Origin of the sequence: Streptomyces sp. 1-11 (assembly GCF_007176755.1) — a bacterium.
Taxonomy (GTDB): Bacteria; Actinomycetota; Actinomycetes; order Streptomycetales; family Streptomycetaceae; genus Streptomyces.
Genome location: NZ_BJTV01000007.1, coordinates 305851 through 323659, shown reverse-complemented (window position 1 = coordinate 323659; position 17809 = coordinate 305851). Strand labels below are relative to the sequence as shown.

Annotated in this window: 15 protein-coding genes; 10 read left to right on the top strand and 5 right to left on the bottom strand. The window is 69.6% G+C overall.

Annotation, left to right across the window (positions count from 1 at the left end; all coding sequences use genetic code 11):
• Nucleotides 1-81: 81 nt before the first annotated feature.
• Entirely contained in the window at nt 82-1356 is a 1275-nt protein-coding gene (locus TNCT1_RS17710) for a hypothetical protein (protein ID WP_216856636.1), read from the bottom strand.
• A gap of 151 nt (nt 1357-1507) precedes the next feature.
• Nucleotides 1508-1984, bottom strand: a complete 477-nt coding sequence (locus tag TNCT1_RS17705; RefSeq protein ID WP_235902671.1) for a hypothetical protein — start codon at nt 1982-1984, stop codon at nt 1508-1510.
• A 630-nt stretch (nt 1985-2614) separates the two neighbouring features.
• Here TNCT1_RS17705 and TNCT1_RS17700 point away from each other — a divergent pair.
• From TNCT1_RS17700 to TNCT1_RS17680, 5 genes are all read left to right on the top strand, one after another.
• Nucleotides 2615-3814, top strand: coding sequence for a hypothetical protein (locus TNCT1_RS17700; protein WP_235902670.1), 1200 nt, complete (start codon nt 2615-2617; stop codon nt 3812-3814).
• Between the two features lie 414 nt (nt 3815-4228).
• Complete coding sequence (locus TNCT1_RS17695) at nt 4229-6160, top strand: glycoside hydrolase family 5 protein (RefSeq protein ID WP_143633036.1); 1932 nt, start codon at nt 4229-4231, stop codon at nt 6158-6160.
• Between the two features lie 419 nt (nt 6161-6579).
• Entirely contained in the window at nt 6580-7839 is a 1260-nt protein-coding gene (locus TNCT1_RS17690; RefSeq protein ID WP_143633034.1) for an MFS transporter, read from the top strand.
• Between the two features lie 84 nt (nt 7840-7923).
• Nucleotides 7924-8523 carry a cation transporter gene (locus TNCT1_RS17685; protein ID WP_143633032.1) on the top strand — a complete coding sequence of 200 codons (600 nt, stop codon included), beginning with the start codon at nt 7924-7926 and terminating at the stop codon, nt 8521-8523.
• A 208-nt stretch (nt 8524-8731) separates the two neighbouring features.
• Nucleotides 8732-9475, top strand: a complete 744-nt coding sequence (locus TNCT1_RS17680) for an SOS response-associated peptidase (protein WP_143633030.1) — start codon at nt 8732-8734, stop codon at nt 9473-9475.
• Nucleotides 9476-9728: 253 nt separating this feature from the next.
• Here TNCT1_RS17680 and TNCT1_RS17675 read toward each other — a convergent pair whose 3' ends face one another.
• On the bottom strand, nt 9729-10097 hold the full coding sequence (locus TNCT1_RS17675; protein ID WP_143633028.1) for a nuclear transport factor 2 family protein: 369 nt from the start codon (nt 10095-10097) through the stop codon (nt 9729-9731).
• Between the two features lie 226 nt (nt 10098-10323).
• On the opposite strand from TNCT1_RS17675, the gene TNCT1_RS17670 reads away from it, so the two are divergent.
• On the top strand, nt 10324-10896 hold the full coding sequence (locus TNCT1_RS17670; protein ID WP_308789283.1) for a GNAT family protein: 573 nt from the start codon (nt 10324-10326) through the stop codon (nt 10894-10896).
• A gap of 82 nt (nt 10897-10978) precedes the next feature.
• Here TNCT1_RS17670 and TNCT1_RS17665 read toward each other — a convergent pair whose 3' ends face one another.
• Together TNCT1_RS17665 and TNCT1_RS17660 are read right to left on the bottom strand one after the other, a co-directional pair.
• The gene (locus TNCT1_RS17665; RefSeq protein WP_143633027.1) at nt 10979-12163 is read right to left on the bottom strand and encodes a flotillin family protein; all 1185 of its coding nucleotides are present in this window, start codon (nt 12161-12163) and stop codon (nt 10979-10981) included.
• 10 nt (nt 12164-12173) lie between these two features.
• Complete coding sequence (locus tag TNCT1_RS17660; protein ID WP_143633026.1) at nt 12174-12425, bottom strand: hypothetical protein; 252 nt, start codon at nt 12423-12425, stop codon at nt 12174-12176.
• A gap of 124 nt (nt 12426-12549) precedes the next feature.
• Between TNCT1_RS17660 and TNCT1_RS17655 the strand changes: the two genes are divergently transcribed.
• The 4 genes from TNCT1_RS17655 to TNCT1_RS17635 all read left to right on the top strand — a co-directional run bounded on the left by TNCT1_RS17655 (nt 12550) and on the right by TNCT1_RS17635 (nt 17560).
• On the top strand, nt 12550-12723 hold the full coding sequence (locus TNCT1_RS17655; protein ID WP_216856633.1) for a hypothetical protein: 174 nt from the start codon (nt 12550-12552) through the stop codon (nt 12721-12723).
• A gap of 188 nt (nt 12724-12911) precedes the next feature.
• Nucleotides 12912-13439 carry a DUF6584 family protein gene (locus TNCT1_RS17650; RefSeq protein ID WP_143633024.1) on the top strand — a complete coding sequence of 176 codons (528 nt, stop codon included), beginning with the start codon at nt 12912-12914 and terminating at the stop codon, nt 13437-13439.
• Nucleotides 13440-13720: 281 nt separating this feature from the next.
• Nucleotides 13721-14029, top strand: coding sequence for a hypothetical protein (locus TNCT1_RS17645; RefSeq protein ID WP_143633022.1), 309 nt, complete (start codon nt 13721-13723; stop codon nt 14027-14029).
• A gap of 654 nt (nt 14030-14683) precedes the next feature.
• Nucleotides 14684-17560: a tetratricopeptide repeat protein gene (locus TNCT1_RS17635; protein WP_235902668.1), complete on the top strand. Its 2877-nt coding sequence runs from the start codon at nt 14684-14686 to the stop codon at nt 17558-17560.
• The last annotated feature ends 249 nt before the right edge of the window (nt 17561-17809 follow it).

Genomic DNA, 17809 nt, shown 5'->3' with positions numbered 1-17809 from the left:
ACACCCTCTCCCGTGCCCCGCAAGTCCCTGATCGGCGGCACTCTCCGAGGAGTCGCGAGGAGTCGCCGCCGATCAGGTCCGTCAGCGCATGTCTGTGAGGAGGGTCTTGAGTTCTGCCTCCTGCCGGGCCGGTGACATCGGCGGGTTCGAGTGGTCGATGCCGAAGGTCTTCAGGACCTGGTCCATCTGGGCGTCGATGAACGTCCAGCCGGTGTTGTCCAGCGGCTGCAACGAAGCCTGGTCGGCGTCCCAGAGGTCTCGCAGCGACTGGGCAGCTGCGTGGGCCCCCGTCGCGTTCCCCGCCTGTGCGTCCCGGAGCGAGGTCGACGCCAGGGCCTTCAGCGCGTCGACCTTCCGTGCGGGGAAGTGCTTCACGGCCTGGCCGGGGGCGAGGTGGACGGTGGAGGTGGCGTCCTCCTCCGGCGCCGGGCCGACGTGCGGCTGGCTGTGCGCCCAGATCAGCAGGCTCGCGGTGGCGACGGCGAGCAGGCCGAAGCCCGCAAGCGCGAAGCGCTCCCGGCGCGGGTTCGCGCTGATCTGCGGGGTGTGCACAGCGTCGTGGGTCTCGGTCACGTCGGAGCGCGTCACCGTCAGGTAGATGACGGTCGCCAGGATCAGACCAAGGAAGATCAGGCTGGTGGCGAAGGTGCCCAGTGCAAGGCCGGTGGGCTCGCCCGGCTGCGCGACCTTCGGGGAGGCGAGCCAGTCGCCGATGTTGGCGCCCAGCGGGCGGGTCAGGATGTAGGCGAGCCAGAAGGACAGCACCGGGTTCGCGCCGAACTTCCACAGCAGCGTGATCGCCGCGATGAGGCCGAGCGGCAGAACGACCGAGACCCCCGGGCTCCAGCCGGTGAGCTCGAGGGTCCAGTCGCCGGTCGCGGTACCGAGCGCGAAGGTGACGAGAACGGCGAGCCAGTAGAACGACTCGCGCGGCAGCGTCGTGACCGAGTGGATCGAGAGGGTGCGCTCGCGCCACCACCACACACCGAACACCACGGCGAGCAGGACCGAGAACACCGCGGAGCTGATCCACAGCGGCACGTTGAGCTGGTCGGTGAGGATGTCCGTGTACAGCGTGCCCGTGACACTGACGACGACCACGGTCAGCCAGTACGGGAAGGGGACGTACCGCTTGAGCCGCAGCTGGACGCCCAGAACCACCACGAACACCGCGGTGAAGATCCAGGCCGTGTTCACCAGGCCGACGCCCAGCTTCATGTTGATCCAGTCGGCGAAACTCTCACCGACGGTCGTGCACAAAATCTTGATCACCCAGAACCAGATGGTGACCTCGGGAACCTTGTTCAGCATCAGTCGCCCGCTGCGGCCTGTGCGGACTTCGCTCGTCGTTGTCATGCGACGAGCTTGACCCGGCCAACCTGCATACAACCTGAACGCGCGGTCGCCCGCGGCAGGGGAAGGTCACCCCGACGCGGCCAGGACCGTTCCGGACTCGGCCACCGAGGAGCGCGATGTGTGAGATGTGTGCTGGAACAGTACGCCACGCTCAGGACGCAGCCGGGGCGTTCACCGACACGGGGCTCTTGAAGTCGGTGAGCGTGAGCGTCGCTTCTATGTCGGGGCCGGACGCGAAATGGATCTTCTGGCGTACGCGCACGACTCGGCCCTCGTCGTTGATCCAAGCATCGGCGTCGACTGCGGTCGCAGGGCGCAAGTTGCGTCCGGCGGTCCTGTCCACCGACTTGATGTCTCCCGGGGTGAGGCGGGCCGATACCCGCAAGGGCTCGCTCCCCCGATGCACGGATGCGCTGTGACCGAGCATGAGCCGCACGTACTGCGGGAGCCGGTCCACGGGTAGACCCCCCTTTGCCGCCGATGCAGGGAACTCCTGCCATTCCCCATGAGTTCCGCTGGCGCGCCGATACACCTTCTGCCGGGTGATCACGACGTCCTCGGTGTACTCCTCGGTTTTGTCTGTCGTGCGCCCTGTGAAAGGCGCGTTGAGGTTGACCCGCCCCTCCATGATCTGAAGCCGTGTAGGCCCTGACCGCGTCACGGCTCTGAGCGCAGCCGAGTACGGGGCGTCGTCGGCTGCGGCGAGCCGATCGCGTACAACCTGCGGGCCCCCTTTCGGCGGCGGGGGCTCGTTCGAGGCGCACGCTGCGAGTGTCAGCCCCAAAAGCGCCAGAATCACGGGCGTGGTCCGGTGAGGCAACAAAGCTGGCTCCTCTGAGTACCGAACCCGAAGGAGAAGCACTCCCGGTTCGCAGGTGGATGTTGGACTCATCCTGTCTGGTTGCGAAGGGCTGGCGAAGCGCGGGGGCAGTGGGGTGATCGAGACTGGGTCGGACGGTTACGGAATTGCCCTCTTCGCCCGGCACTGGGTCGCGTCCACGCCCAGGAACAGCAGACCGGCTTCGCCCGCCGGCACACTGCCGGGACTGCTCACCGCTTGATCCACGGGCCGACAGCGGTTGCCCTGCGCCGGATGGGCAACCGTTCGCGATCGGCGGGAGTCTAGCGAGCGGGGACCGTTCCCTCGGAGACACCGTCTGTTCACTCGCGCCCAGCAAAGGATCTCTCCGTGCCGACACCCTCACCAGCCCGTCGCACCTTCCGGTCTTCTCTAGCCGCCCTCGGCGCAGCAGGTCTTGTGGCACTGGCAACCGCGCCTGCCGCCTTCGGCGAAGAGAACACGCCCGACCTGGTCGTCGGGGGCGTCGGGCCGGTCAGCGGGCTGAGGCCGGGAGACGGCATCGACGTCTCGGCCACCGTGGCGAACAAGGGCACGGTGTCGGCCGAGGAGGTGTGGGTCGCCTACTCCGTCACCCGAGGACTCGACTTCGCCCAGGTGCCCTCCAACTGTCAGGTGCAGCACGTGCGGTCCTACGACGAGATGCCCGAGCGGTGGACCGCGGTGTGTGCGTTCGACCAGGCGGTGGAACCCGGCGCCGTCTACACGACCGACAGGCCCCTGCGCGTCACGGCTCTGGAGCGCGCGCTCAACGAAGAACTGCGCCTGCGTGTCGAGAGCGTAGATCCGGGAGCCGATGACAACGGCAGTGACCCGGTGCCGGGAACCGCACCGCCTGTGAAGCTCGTCGCGGCGAAGGCCGGGGGCGTGGGGGCGGCGCGCATCGTCGACGTGCCCGTCACCATCGTGAACACGGCCGACTACCAGGTGACGGGTGCCGCACTGAAGGGGAGCGTCGGGGACACGGTCACGATGAAGGTGAAGTTCACCAACGCCGGCCCAGCGTGGGTGTGGCCCAGGGAAGGTGACGAGGCCGTCCGCGTGGTGATCACTCCTCCCACCAGAACGACGGTCGTCAAGCGCGGCACCTTCTGCCGGGCCGAGGGCCGGGCGTACGTCTGCGGCATGCGGTCGCTCTACGAAGGCAGCGGGGAGACCTACGCCTTCGAGCTGCGCATCGACAAGCGGATGCCCGGCGCCAAGGGGTCCATAGCCCTGAGCACCGAGGCCCGGCCCTTCGATCCCGACAAGGCCAACGACCAGGCCGACATCACCCTGGACGTCGCGGACGGTGGCTCCTCCGGCTCGACAGGCGGCTCGGACGGGTCGGGCGGCTCCGCCGGATCAGTGGGCGGCTCGACCAGCGGCACGGACGGATCGGCAGGCGGCTCGAACGGCTCGACGGGCACCTCGACCAACGGCTCGGACGGCGGATCCTCCTCCACGGTCACCGGCGGGACGACGAACACCGGGACGACGAGCGGCGGCGGCCTCGCGGAGACCGGCTCCTCCGTGCTGCCGGCCGCCGGCGTGGCTGCTGCGGCGGTGATGACGGGAGCCGGCGTGCTGTTCTTCCAGCACCGTCGCCGCGCCCAGTGACCCGACTGTCAGGTCAGGGGTGGGCGTGCCGCCGCAAGGAGCCGCCCGCTCTAGTTGCGCCGCCGGCGCATGCAGAATCCCCCCTGCGGCCGAGCGGGGCGGCGAACTGGACCCCGAGTGGCAGGCCCTCGCCGGGGTGGCCGAAAGGCACGGGACATCACCGGCACTGCGACGGAGGAGTCCTTCGGGTTCCACCCCGCGCGCCAGCGTGAAGCAGTACCCGACCCAGGAGATGCTGCTGCGGGCCGCACCAAGCACGTCACCACGCCGCCGCACTGCTGGCCTGATACGCCGCGGAGCCACCGTGGTGAACGGATCGCGCCGCATGCGTCAGCCCTCTGGACCTTCCCGGCGGGACAGGGCACCGTACAGCCCCGGAGAACGGTTCCCCCACACCGACCGAGGGCTGTCCACATGTCGATGGCACCAACTGTCCTGCGTCTGGCCGGAGCAGTCGCCGGCCTCGTGCTCCTGGCCACGCAGACGACCACGGCGTCCGCCGCGCCGCCGTCCCGCTCACCCGCCCCTACCACGGCCTCGGCCTCGGCGGCCGCCGACACCTGGTATCCGCCCCTGTCCACCCGTGGGCGCTACATCGTCGACGCCCGGGGTGAGCGCTTCCGACTGAAGGGCGCCAACTGGGACGGCGCACAGGGTTCGTGGACGGGCAGTGGCGACATCGGCGATCCCGCCAGCCATCATGCGGGCCAGGACTCCCACGGCATACCGCTCGGTCTCGACCGCGTGCCGCTGGACGGGCTGCTCGCCGACTTCCACGAACTGGGCGTCAACACCGTCCGGTTGCCGTTCTCCAACGAGATGATCCACAGCACGGCCACGGTGCCCGACAGCGCCGTGAGCGCCAACCCTCAGCTGCGCGGCAGGACACCGCTCCAGGTCTACGACGCCGTCGTGGACGCGCTCAGCCGGAGCGGGTTCGCGGTCGTCCTCAACAACCACACCAACACCTCCCGTTGGTGCTGCGGTGTCGACGGCAACGAGCGCTGGAACACGGGGCAGTCCACCCGGCAGTGGGCGGACGACTGGGTCTTCATGGCCCGCCGTTACGCCGGGGTCCCGGGCGTGGTGGGCGCCGACCTGTACAACGAGGTCAGGCGCAACGTCCTGGACGACCCCAACTGGGGCCTGGGCGACGATCACGACTGGTACGCGGCCGCCCAGCTCGCGGCGGACCGGATCCTCACCGAGGGCAACCCCCGGCTGCTCATCGTCGTCGAGGGCATCAACTGGACCGGCCTGCCGGTCGACGGCCTTCCGCACGGACGGCCCCAGCTCACCCCGGTGCGCACGCTCTCGCACGCGCTCGTGGACGCCCACAAGCTGGTCTACTCGGCCCACTTCTACGGCTACACCGGTCCGCACCACAGCGGCGCGACCGGCGTCGGCGAGACGCACGACGCGCGCTACCAGGACATGACCCGCGAGGAGTTGGGCGCGGCGCTGGACGACGAGGCGTTCTTCGTCGAGGAGAACGGCCGGCACTACACCGCGCCCGTCTGGGTGAGCGAGTTCGGCATCGGGAGCGGCGAGACGAACCCGGCGGCCCGCACCTGGTTCGGCAACATGACCGACTACCTCGCCGACCACGACGCCGACTTCGCGTACTGGCCGCTGGTCGGTTTCGATGGCCACGACGACTGGGCGCTGCTGCGCTACGACGGCGCCGGGCACCGCTCCGGTGTGCTCGACGCCGCCGACTGGCGCGGTACGGCCTGGCGGCACCTCATGTCCGCGCCCGGCACGACCGGTCCCGTCGCGTCCGTGCCCGTCTGGCGGATGCTCGCCACCGACCACGGCGACGCGGTGGAGTCGCTGCGCGCACGGGCCACGGGCGACTGGGACCCCGGGGCCCGCAAGGCCGCCTGCCCCGACGGGCTGCGGCTGATCGGCCTCGGCCACACCAGCGGCCGCGGCCTGTGCACCGACGCGGGCACGGCGACTCCGGCCACGGACGCGGGGCAGACCGCCGTCACCGACGAGCGGTACGTGCCCGCCGGCGGCGACTGGGCGTCGGGGTACACCAAGCTCCAGTGCCCGACGGGCGCTCTCCTGACCGGTTACAGCGTGCGCGGGGAGCGGGTGTCGGCGGCGCTGTGCGCGCCGGGCCGTACCGCGCTCGCGGGGGCCGCCCGCACGGTGTGGTTCGACCGGTCCGACAACCGTCCCGGCGGGGCGGCGGGCGGCGACTTCGCCGAGGGCGACTACAAGGGGCAGTGCGCGGTGAACGAGTACGCTGCCGGGATCGCGTTCACCACCAGGTTCGGCAGCCGCCCCGGACCCGCAGCCCTGCTGTGTCGTACGGATGGTGGCGCGCCGGGCGCGTGAGGGGCACCCGGCCGCGGCGCGCTAGGTCGCCGGGGTGCCGCCGCACACGCACCGACGGCACCTCGGCAGCCGGCGAGGTGATCCTCCGCGCAGCACCGAAGGCCACGACCGTCCGGAAGTCCGCCATGGTGCTTCTTTCGGAGTGGGGAGCGCTCACCGGTTATTGGCCTCCTCCGGGGCGGCCGCCCAGACCCTGCGGGCATGGACTCGAGGAGTCCCCGGACGACGAGCCCGACAGAGAGCACACGGCTGGAGTGGTGATCTCTGGATTCAAGGCCCGCACCGCTGATACCTTGCCCCTCGTGTTCCTCCTCCTGGCATAGGACCCGCTCAGGTCCGCGATCGGCACCCGGCGTTCGGCCGTAGCCGTCGCGGCCTATCGGTGTCCCTTTCATGCCTCCCTCTGAGGAACCCTTCACGTGTCTGCGTCCACCTCTGCGCGGCCCTCGTACGCCGCCGTTCTGCGTATTCCACACGTCCGCCGCACCTTCGCCGCCGCGCTCGTGGGCCGACTGTCGTACGGGATGGTGTCCCTCGCCGTTCTGCTTTCCGTGAGCCAGGCGACCGGCTCGTATGCCGTGGCCGGTACGGTCATGGCGCTCTTCGGAGCCCTGTCGGTCCTGCTCTCACCATTGCGGGCGTCCCTCATCGACCGGTACGGGCCCCGCCGGGTACTGCCGCCGTTGGCGTTCGGGTACGCCGGGCTGCTCACCGCGCTCGCCGTGGCGACCTGGCGGCCCGGCGCCGACGCCCTGCTCGTCGGAGCTGTCGCAGTCGCCGCCGGTGCCTTCCCGCCCCCGCTGGGCCCGACCATGCGGGCCGTGTGGAGCGAACTCGTCGAAGACCCGCGGCTGATCCAGCGGGCCTTCGGGCTCGACGGCGTGGCTGAGGAACTGCTGTTCGTCTCCGGACCACTTCTCGTGGGCGCCGTGGTGCGGTGGGCGCCGCCCTCGGCTGCCGTGGCCCTCAGCGCTCTGCTGGTGGCCGCTGGAACCCTTCTCTTCGTCTCGTCCCCTGGGACGGCCCGGCTCCCCTACCGCCGCGATCCGCAGCCCCGCAAGGCAGGCGGACGGCGTAGGGCCTCCCGGGGACTGGCACAGCCCGTGCTCGTGGCCGCCGCGACGGGCCTCGCGACCGGGGCGTTCGATCTGATGGCGGTGGCCTTCGTCGAGCAGCGGCACTCCAGCACGTCCGTAGTGACCTGGGTGTTCGCGGCGTTGTCCGGCGGCAGCGCGGTCGGCGGGCTGGTGTATGGCGCCGTCCGCTGGCGTAGCACCGCGCGACTCCGGCTGGCACTGCTCGCCGTGGGCCTTGGACTGACGCTGGCCGCGGCAGGGCTGGTACCCGGTATCGCGTCCTTCGCGGTGGCCGCCGCCTGCGCGGGCCTGTTCATCGCGCCGTCCCTCACCACTGCGTACCTGGTAGCGGATGAGGCTGCCGGGCCGGGCTTCCGCACCCGGGCCGGAGCCTGGGTCAACACGGCGGTCAACGCAGGTGGTTCGGCGGGCTCGGCGGTAGCGGGGGCGCTGGTCGGTCGTCTCCCGCTCACCGTGTGCTTCATGGTTTCGGGCGCGGCGGCGGTAGTGGCCGGGATGATGGCGATGGCGCGGCCCCGCGATACCCAGGGGGTCCGCGCCGGTTCGGACTCCGATGCCGCCGCGACGCATGGAGCATCCTGATCCGGCTGAGGGGGCGAGCCGAATTCGGCAGCAGCTGCCTGAGGCGCGCTCCCGGCTGGCGGGCAGGTGCGGGAAGATCTGGCGGTGACCAGAACGGATGACACCGCCCGCCAGGCGCTTCTGCGCCGCGGCTTCGCTCTCGAGTACGCCACCCTCGGTTGGAACGTGATCGGCATCGTGGTGCTCGCCCTCGCGGCGATCTCGGCGAGGTCCGTAGCGCTGGCCGGGTTCGGCCTGGACTCGCTGATCGAGATCGGCGCCTCCACCGTGGTGATCTGGGAGCTGTCCGGTACCGGAGAGGCGCGCCAGCGCCGTGCGCTGAGGCTGATCGGTTGCGGCTTCGGGCTTCTTGCGGTGTACCTGCTGGTGCAGTCCACCTGGGTACTGGCCACCGGCTTCCGGCCCCATCACTCGGCACTGGGCATCGGCTGGACGGCGGTGACGGCCGCAGTCATGTTCGTGCTCGCCGCCGGCAAGGCACGCACCGGCACCGCCCTGGACAACCCGGTGCTGAAGACGGAGGGCCGAGTCACCCTGATCGACGGTCTGCTGGCCGCCGCCGTGCTGCTGGGCCTGGTGCTGAACGCTCTGGCCGGCCTGTGGTGGGCCGACCCGGCCGCTGGATACGTGCTGGTCTACTACGCCCTGCGGGAGGTAAAGGACATCTTCTTCGGCGAGCACTGACCACCTGGACCGCCCACCGCCGTCGACACCGAGCATCTGACTCTCCGTGACGGCCACGCCATCAGGTGGGTTGAGGCCGCATCCGGGAAGCAGCGCCAGCCGGATGATTCTCGGAGTCGACGTGCGGTCCGTGGCACCGGACGTGACACACCTGTTCGGGCAGCCGGGCATCGGCCCCTGCGTGGCGGGGCGGTGAGAGAGTGGGCGCATGTGCGGTCGATACGTCTCCACCCGGCGCCCCCAGGACCTGGCGCAGCTGTTCCACGTCGACGAATGGCCGGTCACGGATGTGCTCGCACCGAGCTGGAACGTCGCCCCGACCGATGACGTCTGGGCCGTCCTGGAACGCACCCCCCGCGGCGACGACGGTGCGACTGCGCCGTCGAGGGAGTTGCGGCCCCTGCGCTGGGGCCTGGTGCCGTCCTGGGCGAAGGAGCCGAAGATCGGGGCGCGGATGATCAATGCCCGAGTGGAGACCGTGCACGAGAAGCCGGCATTCCGGAACGCGTTCGCCAAACGCCGCTGCCTGCTTCCGGCGGACGGCTTCTACGAGTGGCAGCCGGTCAAGGACCCGGTCACCGGTAAGGCCCGCAAGCAGCCGTACTTCATCCACCCCGAGGACGACCAGGTGATGGCGCTCGCCGGGCTCTACGAGTACTGGCGCGACCCGGCCGTCACTCAAGACGACGACCCGGCCGCCTGGCTGATGACCTGCACGATCATCACCACCGAGGCCACCGATGCGGCCGGTCATGTCCATCCGCGCATGCCGCTGGCCCTCACCGAGGACAACTACGAGGCCTGGCTCGATCCCGCGCAGCAGGACCAGGAAGACCTGCGCACTCTCCTCGGCCGGCCCGCCGGCGGGCACCTTGATGCCCTTCCGGTCTCCACGGCCGTCAACAACGTCCGCAACAACGGTCCCCGACTCCTCGACCCGATCCGCCTGTGATCGCAGTACGAGTGAGCGGTCGACGAGGGGCCGCCCCCCGGGCGTCCGAGGCGCTAGCGCGACCGTGACCGTGGCCGTGGCCGTGACTGCGGCAACCGGCCGGGCGCCGGCGCGTGCGGAACCACCGTCAGCAGCATGAGCGGCGCTGTACGCGCAGGGGCCTCGCCGCGCGGCGTCAACGGACGCCGGCGTGGTGGCGGGCTGCCCCGGCTGAGCCGGGGCACGGGACCTGCGGGTGTCAGGCTTGCGGGTGTCAGGCTTGCGGAAGCCGGTCGAGGAAGCCGAGGACGGCGGTGATCCGGCCGTCCTCGGTCAGGGTGACGACGTCCGAGCCGGCGACCGGAGCCGAGCCGTCGGCGATGGACACCAGCTCCCAGCGGAAGCGGGCGATGTGATGGTTGCCGTCCACGTCTCCGGCCAGCTTGAACTCGAAGTCGGGGAACTGCTCGTGTGCCGCCTGGATGACCGCGGTGATCTGCTCGTGGCCGCGCACGTCGGCCAGCGGGTCGGTGTAGGTGCCGTCCTCGGACCACGCGGTGGCGACCGCCTTGGCGAGCGTGTCGGCGTCGGTGGCGTTCCAGGCCTCGAAGTAGCGGGCGACGGCGGCAGCATAGATCGACATGGCGGGACTCCCGTTCCGGTGCAGTGGCAAGTGACTTGGCGTCTGGCCCAGTTGGGCCGGGTGCGAGCCGGAGTGCGCCGGCTCGAACCCGATGGCTTCACCATGCCGCGTCCCGCTTCACCGCGCGATTACCGCAGAGGTAATGAGGCCTTGGCCCCATGACGAGGCACGGTGTCATGTCGTGCCTGACAAGTTCAGGAGCAGGCCTGGGACTGCCCTTTGCGGCGTGATCGAATGGGGGATGGCATCTTTCTGGACGGGCTCCCGGGTACGCCTGCGCGGCATCGAACCGGACGACTGGAGGGCGTGCATGCGCTTTGCCGCCGAGCAGGAACGGTTGGGGGACGTGCTGTATCCACCTCGTTCGGCCGAGGGCTACCGCGCCTGGGCGAGGGAGCAGGCCGCTGCCGACCCCGGCCGCGACTGCTTTCAGCTGGCCGTTGAGGCTGCGGACTCGGGAGAGACAGTCGGCACGGTCGGCACGTACCACGCCGACGCCCGTGCGGGTTGGTTCGAGTACGGCGTCATGATCGGCGCTGACCATCGTCACAAGGGTTACGCGTCAGAAGCAGTGGTGATGCTACTGCGATTCATGTTCGCCGAGCGGCGCTATCACAAGTGCCAAGCACGGGTTTTCGCGCACAACGAGGGTTCGCTCGCACTGCACCGTCGGCTCGGTTTCGTCGAGGAAGGCCGCCTTCGGGAGCATGTGTTTCTCGTCGGCCGGTATCACGATCTTGTTCTGATGGGCATGCTCGCTGAGGAGTTCTCCCGACTCCATCCGGTGGGCGGCCTGTGAGCCCTCGGTTCGGTGACAGGCCCCAACTGCCTTGCCGTCCGCACGGCAAGGCAGTGATTCTGAAAAGTAGGACAGCCTCTGGCTAGTCGACGTTCACCGGACCGTTGTCCGACGCCCGCTCCTTGCCCGAGCGCAGTTGCAGCAGCCCCTTGGCGCCCGTGTTGTCGTCCGCCTTGGTGTCCTGGTCCTGCCCGCTCATGTTCTGCCGCACCGAGTCGAGGATCGTCAGACCCTGGGACACCAGGCCGGCGGCGATCTCGCCGAGGCCGTCCGCTCCGTTCAGGATGTTGACGTTGGCTCCGGACAGGCCGCCTGCCGCCTCCTTCACGATCTGCGGGAGCTGGTCGATCAGCATCCGGTCCAGCGCGACCCGGTCGTACGAGGCCGCTGCCTCCGCCTGGATCTTCATGCGCTGGGCCTCGGCGGCCGCGAGGATCCGCACCCGCTCGGCCTCGGCCTCGGCCGGCTTGACGACCTCGGCGACCAGCTGCTGCTGGCGCAGCTTCGCCTGGCGCTCGGCCAGCTCCGTCTGGGCGGCCAGCACCTCCTGCTGAGCGTGGGCCTGGGCCAGCGGCCCCGCCTGTGCGGCTTCCGCCTGGGCGCGGTCCACCTCGGCCGAGTACTCGGCCTTGACGATCGCGGTCTGCCGGGCGTACTCGGCCTGCTTACGGGTCGCCTCCTGCTCCGCCTCGACCGCGGCCTGGGTGGCCTGGGCCTGGGCGATCTGGGCCTGCCGCTGGATCGCCGCCTTGTGCGGGGCCGACATCGCGTCTATGTAACCGGTGTCGCCGTCGTCGATCGACTGGATCTGCAGGGAGTCGACGATCAGGCCGATCGTCCCCATCTCCGTCTTGGAGGTGTCCAGCACCTCGGCGGCGAGCTTCTGCCGCTCGGTGACGATCTCCTCGACCGTCATCGAGCCGATGATGGCCCGCAGGTGGCCGGCGAAGATCCGGCCGGTGAGCACCGACATCTGCTCCTGGTCGGAGAGGAACCGCTGACCGGCGTTGATGATGCTCTCGTGGTCGTTGCCGACCTTGAAGGCGATGACCGCGCGGACGTGCAGGGAGATGCCCTGCTTGGTGACACAGGTCTCGGTGACCTCCGCCTCGCACATCGACAGGGTGAGGAAGCGGACCTTGCGAAAGACCGGGAGCACGAACTTCCCGTGCCCCGTGACCACTCGGAACGGCGCGCCCCCCAGTCCCCGCCGGCCCCCCGAGATCAACATCGCCTCGTCGGGAGCGGGAACGCGGTATCCGAACATGCTGTACTCCTCAGCTTGCGCCGGCGGCCTCCCCGCCGAGCGCGTCCAATGGATCCACCCACTCGATGACGCCGACATTCCGGCATCCGCGTGATTCGATCACGAGGACCGTCGTGCCCGCCGGCAGGGGGTCCTCGGACCAGGCCAGAAAGGTCTCGGAGCCGCCTCGGACCCGTACCAGGACCTCGCCGGGGCCTGCGGACCCCCGCGTCCCGATGAGCACCTTGCCCGTGCAGCCGATCACGGCGTCGTCCTGCGGCATCACCGGCCGTCCTCCTTGTCCTGACCTCAGAAGTCTGACGATAGACCCAGCGGGGCCGCCACCCAACGGGTGGGAGAGGCGTGGAGCCTTCCGTGCCCGCCGGGCGCTCTGAGGGCCTGAGCGCATGCCCTTCGGCCGCGACCTCGCGCCTGGCGCGCTGCACCGGCCCGACCCTCACGACCAGGCCGTCGCCCGCATCTCCTGGTGCATCGCCGAACGCTCCATCGGCGCCGGCACCAGCGAGGTCGGCGCCGGCAAGACCGTCCCCGTCCGCACCCGTCTGGACACTCTCCGCTGATCGGAGTCCGCGGCATCCATAAGGAGATCGTCAACACCTTCGGCCAGACCCCTTCCCCCCTCGGCGGCGCCGCGATGGCTGGGCCTCGGCCGCTGTCCTTGCTCGCAAGCCGGGTGGATAGGAGCGAGCGGGTGCTGAGCGGTGAAATCAGGTCGACGTAGATCAGTGCGGTACTCGATCATGCGTTCATGCCCCTGAGAGAGACTCTCGCCCGAGTCGATGCAGACCTGGCCGCTGGCCGGGTTCCCGTCGCGCGCCAGCGCCTGCGCGGCCTCGTCTCGTCCTACCCGCACGACCTGGCGCTCCGCCGTCGTCTGGCCGAGGTGTACCGGCTCTACGGCGACGCCGCCGAGGCCGGACGCTGGATGTACCTCGAGGAGAACCGGAACGACGACGAGACCGCTGCCTTCGAGGCTCGGTACGCGTCTCCCGTGTGGCGGATGAAGGCCCTCACCTGGCAGGGCCCCGAGGCGAAGGCCGCCACCGCTTTCGCGGAGGAGCAGCTGGTCGCGGTACGGACCGCATGCGCCGAGGAGTTGGGGCACCCCGTCGACTGGGACGATCCCGCGTCCTACCTGGACGGCTTGGAAGCGGAGTATGAGGCGCCCTCCGAGCCGTGGACGGTCGGCGGTGTGCTGGCGGGCGTCGGCTGCCTGGGGGCGGCCCTTGTGTTCCTCGCCATCTGGGTGAACGGACTCGTTGCCCTCTTCGACTGACCCAGACCGAGGAGCTGGGCATGAAGTGGGCGTAGCTTCCTGACCCCCGGGGCCGCACCGCTGCTATCCGGCGAGGCCGCTTCGCGGAGGGACTATCCGTGGCCGGGGTCGGGGAGCTCCTTCCGTCGCGGGCGCTCAACTGGGCCGAAGCCACCTTCACCGAACTCGCCGAACCGGTCCACGGCAGACAAGCGCCGTAGGTGCCCGGGATAACAGGCGGCTGCTCTTGTAGTCCCCAGTACGCGGTGCCACGATCTTGGATATCTGGGCGAGGGGGCTTCATGCTGGACGTCATTTCACTGATCGCGGTCGCGGTGGTCGTGGTCCTCTACGCCGTGGCGGGTGTCCTGGCCCTCACGACCGGCCGAGCCGTGCCCTGGCAACAGGGGTACCTCCTGCGGCCACGGCTGTGGGGCTCCGGAGCCCTCCTGTTCGCCGCGGGGATGGCACTGGCCCGTTACGGCGGTATGGTGCGCGACCTCACCGACTCCGACATCGTCTTCGCCACCAGCCTGCTCATGCTGATCAGTGGCGGAGTGCTGCAGTACGTCGCTCAACGCGCCGGGCGCCTTCGCAATCGGCGGGGCTAGAGCCTGCCCGCAGCGGCGGCCTCAGCCGTCTGCTGACCACCCGCTCCAGGTACGCGACCAGTTTCTTCAGACAGCGCGGTGACAGACGGCACCGCGAACCGCCCGGGCCCCGGGAAACCAGAGGCTGCACGCCACCGTCCCGCCACAACTGGCGCTACAGGGACGCCGACTTCAGACTCATCCGCAGTCGCCGCAGGACCTCCATGGCCTGACCTTCTGCTCGAACAGCTCGACCGCCTGCATCCGCACGCCACCGGCTCGAGGGCGGACGTGCCGCCCTGGCCGCCCCCACGGCCCCACGGCCCCACGGAAGAGGCGTGAATCGGCCGCCAGCCGGCGGGACGGCCAAGGCCCCGCGCTGGACGGCGTCCCTCAGCGCGGTGACGGTCGGACGGGCGCTGCTCCTCGGCGCACTGCTGTCGGGGGGTGCGGTCTCTTGCACTTGGCTGACAAACGAGAGGCCCGGATCGGACACTGATTGTCTGCGTTCGATGCGACTGCTTCGAACGGGTGCGCCGTCGGCCTCAATGGCGAGGTGGGCGAAGTGACGGGGGTGCGGAGATGCCGGGGGCAGGTAATCGAGGTCTGTCGAGGGGTGCGCTGATCCGGCAGCGCGCGAAGGCACGGTTCGTAGGCCGACGGGCGCAGTTGGCATTGTTCGCGGAGAACTTGTCGAAGGATCCGCAGTCTGAGGAGGATCCGGCGGAGTTTCTGTTCCATGTGCGTGGTGTGGGTGGGGTGGGGAAGTCCACGCTGCTGCGGCAGTGGCAGGAGGCGGCTAGGCGTGCGGATGCGGTGACGGCGGTAGTGGACGAGAACGACGTCCACGGAGTGCAGCAGGCCTTGGTCGAGGTGCCCAGGCAGTTGGCGGAGCAGGCCGGTCCGTGGAAGGAGTTCGACAAGGCGATCGAGCAGTTCCGTCGGGAGCAGGCAGCGCAGGGAGAGCCAATACCCGTGGAGGGCGAGGCGTCGGTGTCGAGCCGGGTGGTGACACAGGCCGCTTTAGGAGCGGTGTCCCTGATTCCAGGGGCCGGTGTGGTGACGGCGATGACGAATCCGGAGGCCGCGGCCCAGGGGCTGGACCGGCTCCGGTCGGCATCCCAAGCTCGTGCCAGGCGGCGGGGAGCGCAAGGTGATGAGGCGGGGCTGAGCCGGGCTTTCGTCGCCGAGCTGGAGCGGTTGTGCCATCGCCATCGGTGGGTGGTGCTGTTCTTCGACACGTGGGAGCAGACGGCCCGGTACCTGAACGAGTGGCTGCTGAGTCTGCTGGAGGAAGACTTCGGTCCGGTGCCGGCGAATGTCGTCGTGGTGCTGGCAGGCCGGGATGAACTCGCGGAACGTGAGTGGGCACCGCTGCGGGATCAGGTCGCGGACGTGCCGTTGGAGGTTTTCACCGAGGCCGAGACGCGTGCGCTGCTGACTTCCCGGGGCGTGACCGACCCGGCGGTGGTGGAAGCAGTGCTGCATCTGTCGATGGGGTTGCCTTTGCTCGTGGAGCTCCTCGCCCTGGCCCGCCCCCACACCGTTGACGAAGTGGACACGGGCGGAGACCTCGCGGACGTGGCAGTCGAGCGGTTCGTGCAGTGGATCACAGACCCTGAGCAACGCGAGGCTGTGCGGGCATGTGCGCTGCCGCTGCAACTGAATGAAGACGTCTTCGCTGCCGCAGCCGGGCCTGAGGGAGAGGGATTGTGGGAGTGGCTGTGCGGGCAGCCGTTCGTCAGCGGCCGCGGCGATTTCAAGCACTACCACGCGGTGGTCCGCGCCAGCATGGTTCGCCAGCAGCGCACCCACTCTCCTCAAGGCTGGGTTTCGGCGCATCTGCGCTTGGCAGACACTCATGCCTCCTGGCGTGTCACGGTCGAGGAACGGCTCTCTGAGGCCAAGCGCTGGGAAGACGCTGAATGGCGCCGGCATTGTCTGGATGAGATGTATCACCGGCTGTGCGCGCATCCAGGAACCCAGCTGACAACCGCTCTTGAACACGTTGTGCATGCCGCGGGCCAAGGCACCGCGGTGCTGCGGCAGTGGGCCGAGGCCTTGGAACAAGCCGCACAGGACACCGCGGACGCCGCCCTGCTCAACTGGTCCCTACGCCTCCGGGACGCTCTCGCCGACGACGAGCCCCTCCTTGTCTGCCTTGGTGGTTTGCTTGCCCACGGCCAACTTGGTAGAGCGGCAAGAAGCTGGGCCTATACCTACCGTGGCCAGCGTCTCTACCTCTCCGACCGGGACGAAGAGGCCCTTGTCGAGTTCGACCGCGCCCTCGCGCACGACGCCCGCAACGCCCTAGCCTGGGCCCGTCGCGGAGAAACTCACCGATGGCTCGACCACCATGAGGAGGCCGTCGCTGACCTCACCGCCGCACTCGAACTCGACCCCACGCTTGCCTGGGCCCTCGGCTCCCGCGGCCAAGCACACCACCGGGCAGGCCGGTACGACGAAGCCATCGCTGACTTCACCGCCGCACTCGAACTCGACCCCACCTACGCCTGGGCCCTCACCGATCGCGGAGAAGCACACCGTCAAGCTGGCCGCTACGACAAAGCGGTCACAGACTTCACCGCCGCACTGGACATCGATCCCACACTGGCCGGGGCCCTCGGACGCCGAGGCGAAGCACACCGCCAAGCCGGCCGGTACGACCAAGCCGTCACAGACTTCACCGCCGCACTCGAACTCGCCCCCACCTACGCCTGGGCCCTCGCCTCCCGCGGCCAAGCACACCACCAGGCAGGCCGGTACGACCAAGCCGTCACAGACCTCACCGCCGCACTCGAACTCGACCCCACCTACGCCTGGGCCCTCGCCCACCGAGGAGAAGCACACCAACAGGCCGGCCGGTACGACCAAGCCGTCACAGACCTCACCGCCGCACTCGAACTCGACCCCACCTACGCCTGGGCCCACGGCTCCCGCGGCCAAGCACACCACCAGGCAGGCCGGTACGACCAAGCCATCGCAGACCTCACCGCCGCACTCGAACTCGACCCCACCTACGCCTGGGCCCACGGCTCCCGCGGCCAAGCACACCACCAGGCAGGCCGGTACGACCAAGCCGTCACAGACCTCACCGCCGCACTCGAACTCGACCCCACACTTGCCTGGGCCCTCGGCATTCGTGGCAGGGCCCATCGGCAAGCAGGCCACTACGAGAAGGCGCGAGTAGACCTGGAGCGGGCAGTCGAGATAGACCCCGCGGATCTCTCCTGTAGGTTCGAGAAGCTTATGCTCGACACCGTGGAGGGACGACTCGAAACGTGTGCGGAACAGTGGAGCGCGCTGCTCTCGTCCCCCATGATCCTGCCAACCGAAACTGACACCACGTTCTTGCGCCTTCTTCGAGCCGTGCTCGTCGAACCGGAGAACCGTGCGCCAGAGGCAACCCGGGAGTTGCTCGCTGTACAACCGGGGGCGGGCGACCTCGCAGAGGTACTGACCTATTTGACTGAGCTCTCTGCCGCGGGCGGCGGGGCGGCTGACCGTGCGCGGCAGTGCCACGATCTGATCATTGAGCACACCTTGCGATGACCCTCCAGGCCCCGGCCACCCTGGGCACGGGCTCGGGCACGGCAGTCCGCTCAGCCCTCGCCGCGCTCGTCGACGATTCCGCCGCCCTGGTGCGCTGCGCCGCCTACGAGGCTCTGGGCACGACGAGCTGCCCGGCCGCCCCGGCCACACGCGCCAAGGGCGGCCTTGTCCGACCTGGCCTGGCAGGTACGGGCCGGCACCGCCACCGCCCTGTCCGCCGCAGACTCGTCGGTGATGACGTGTGCGGTC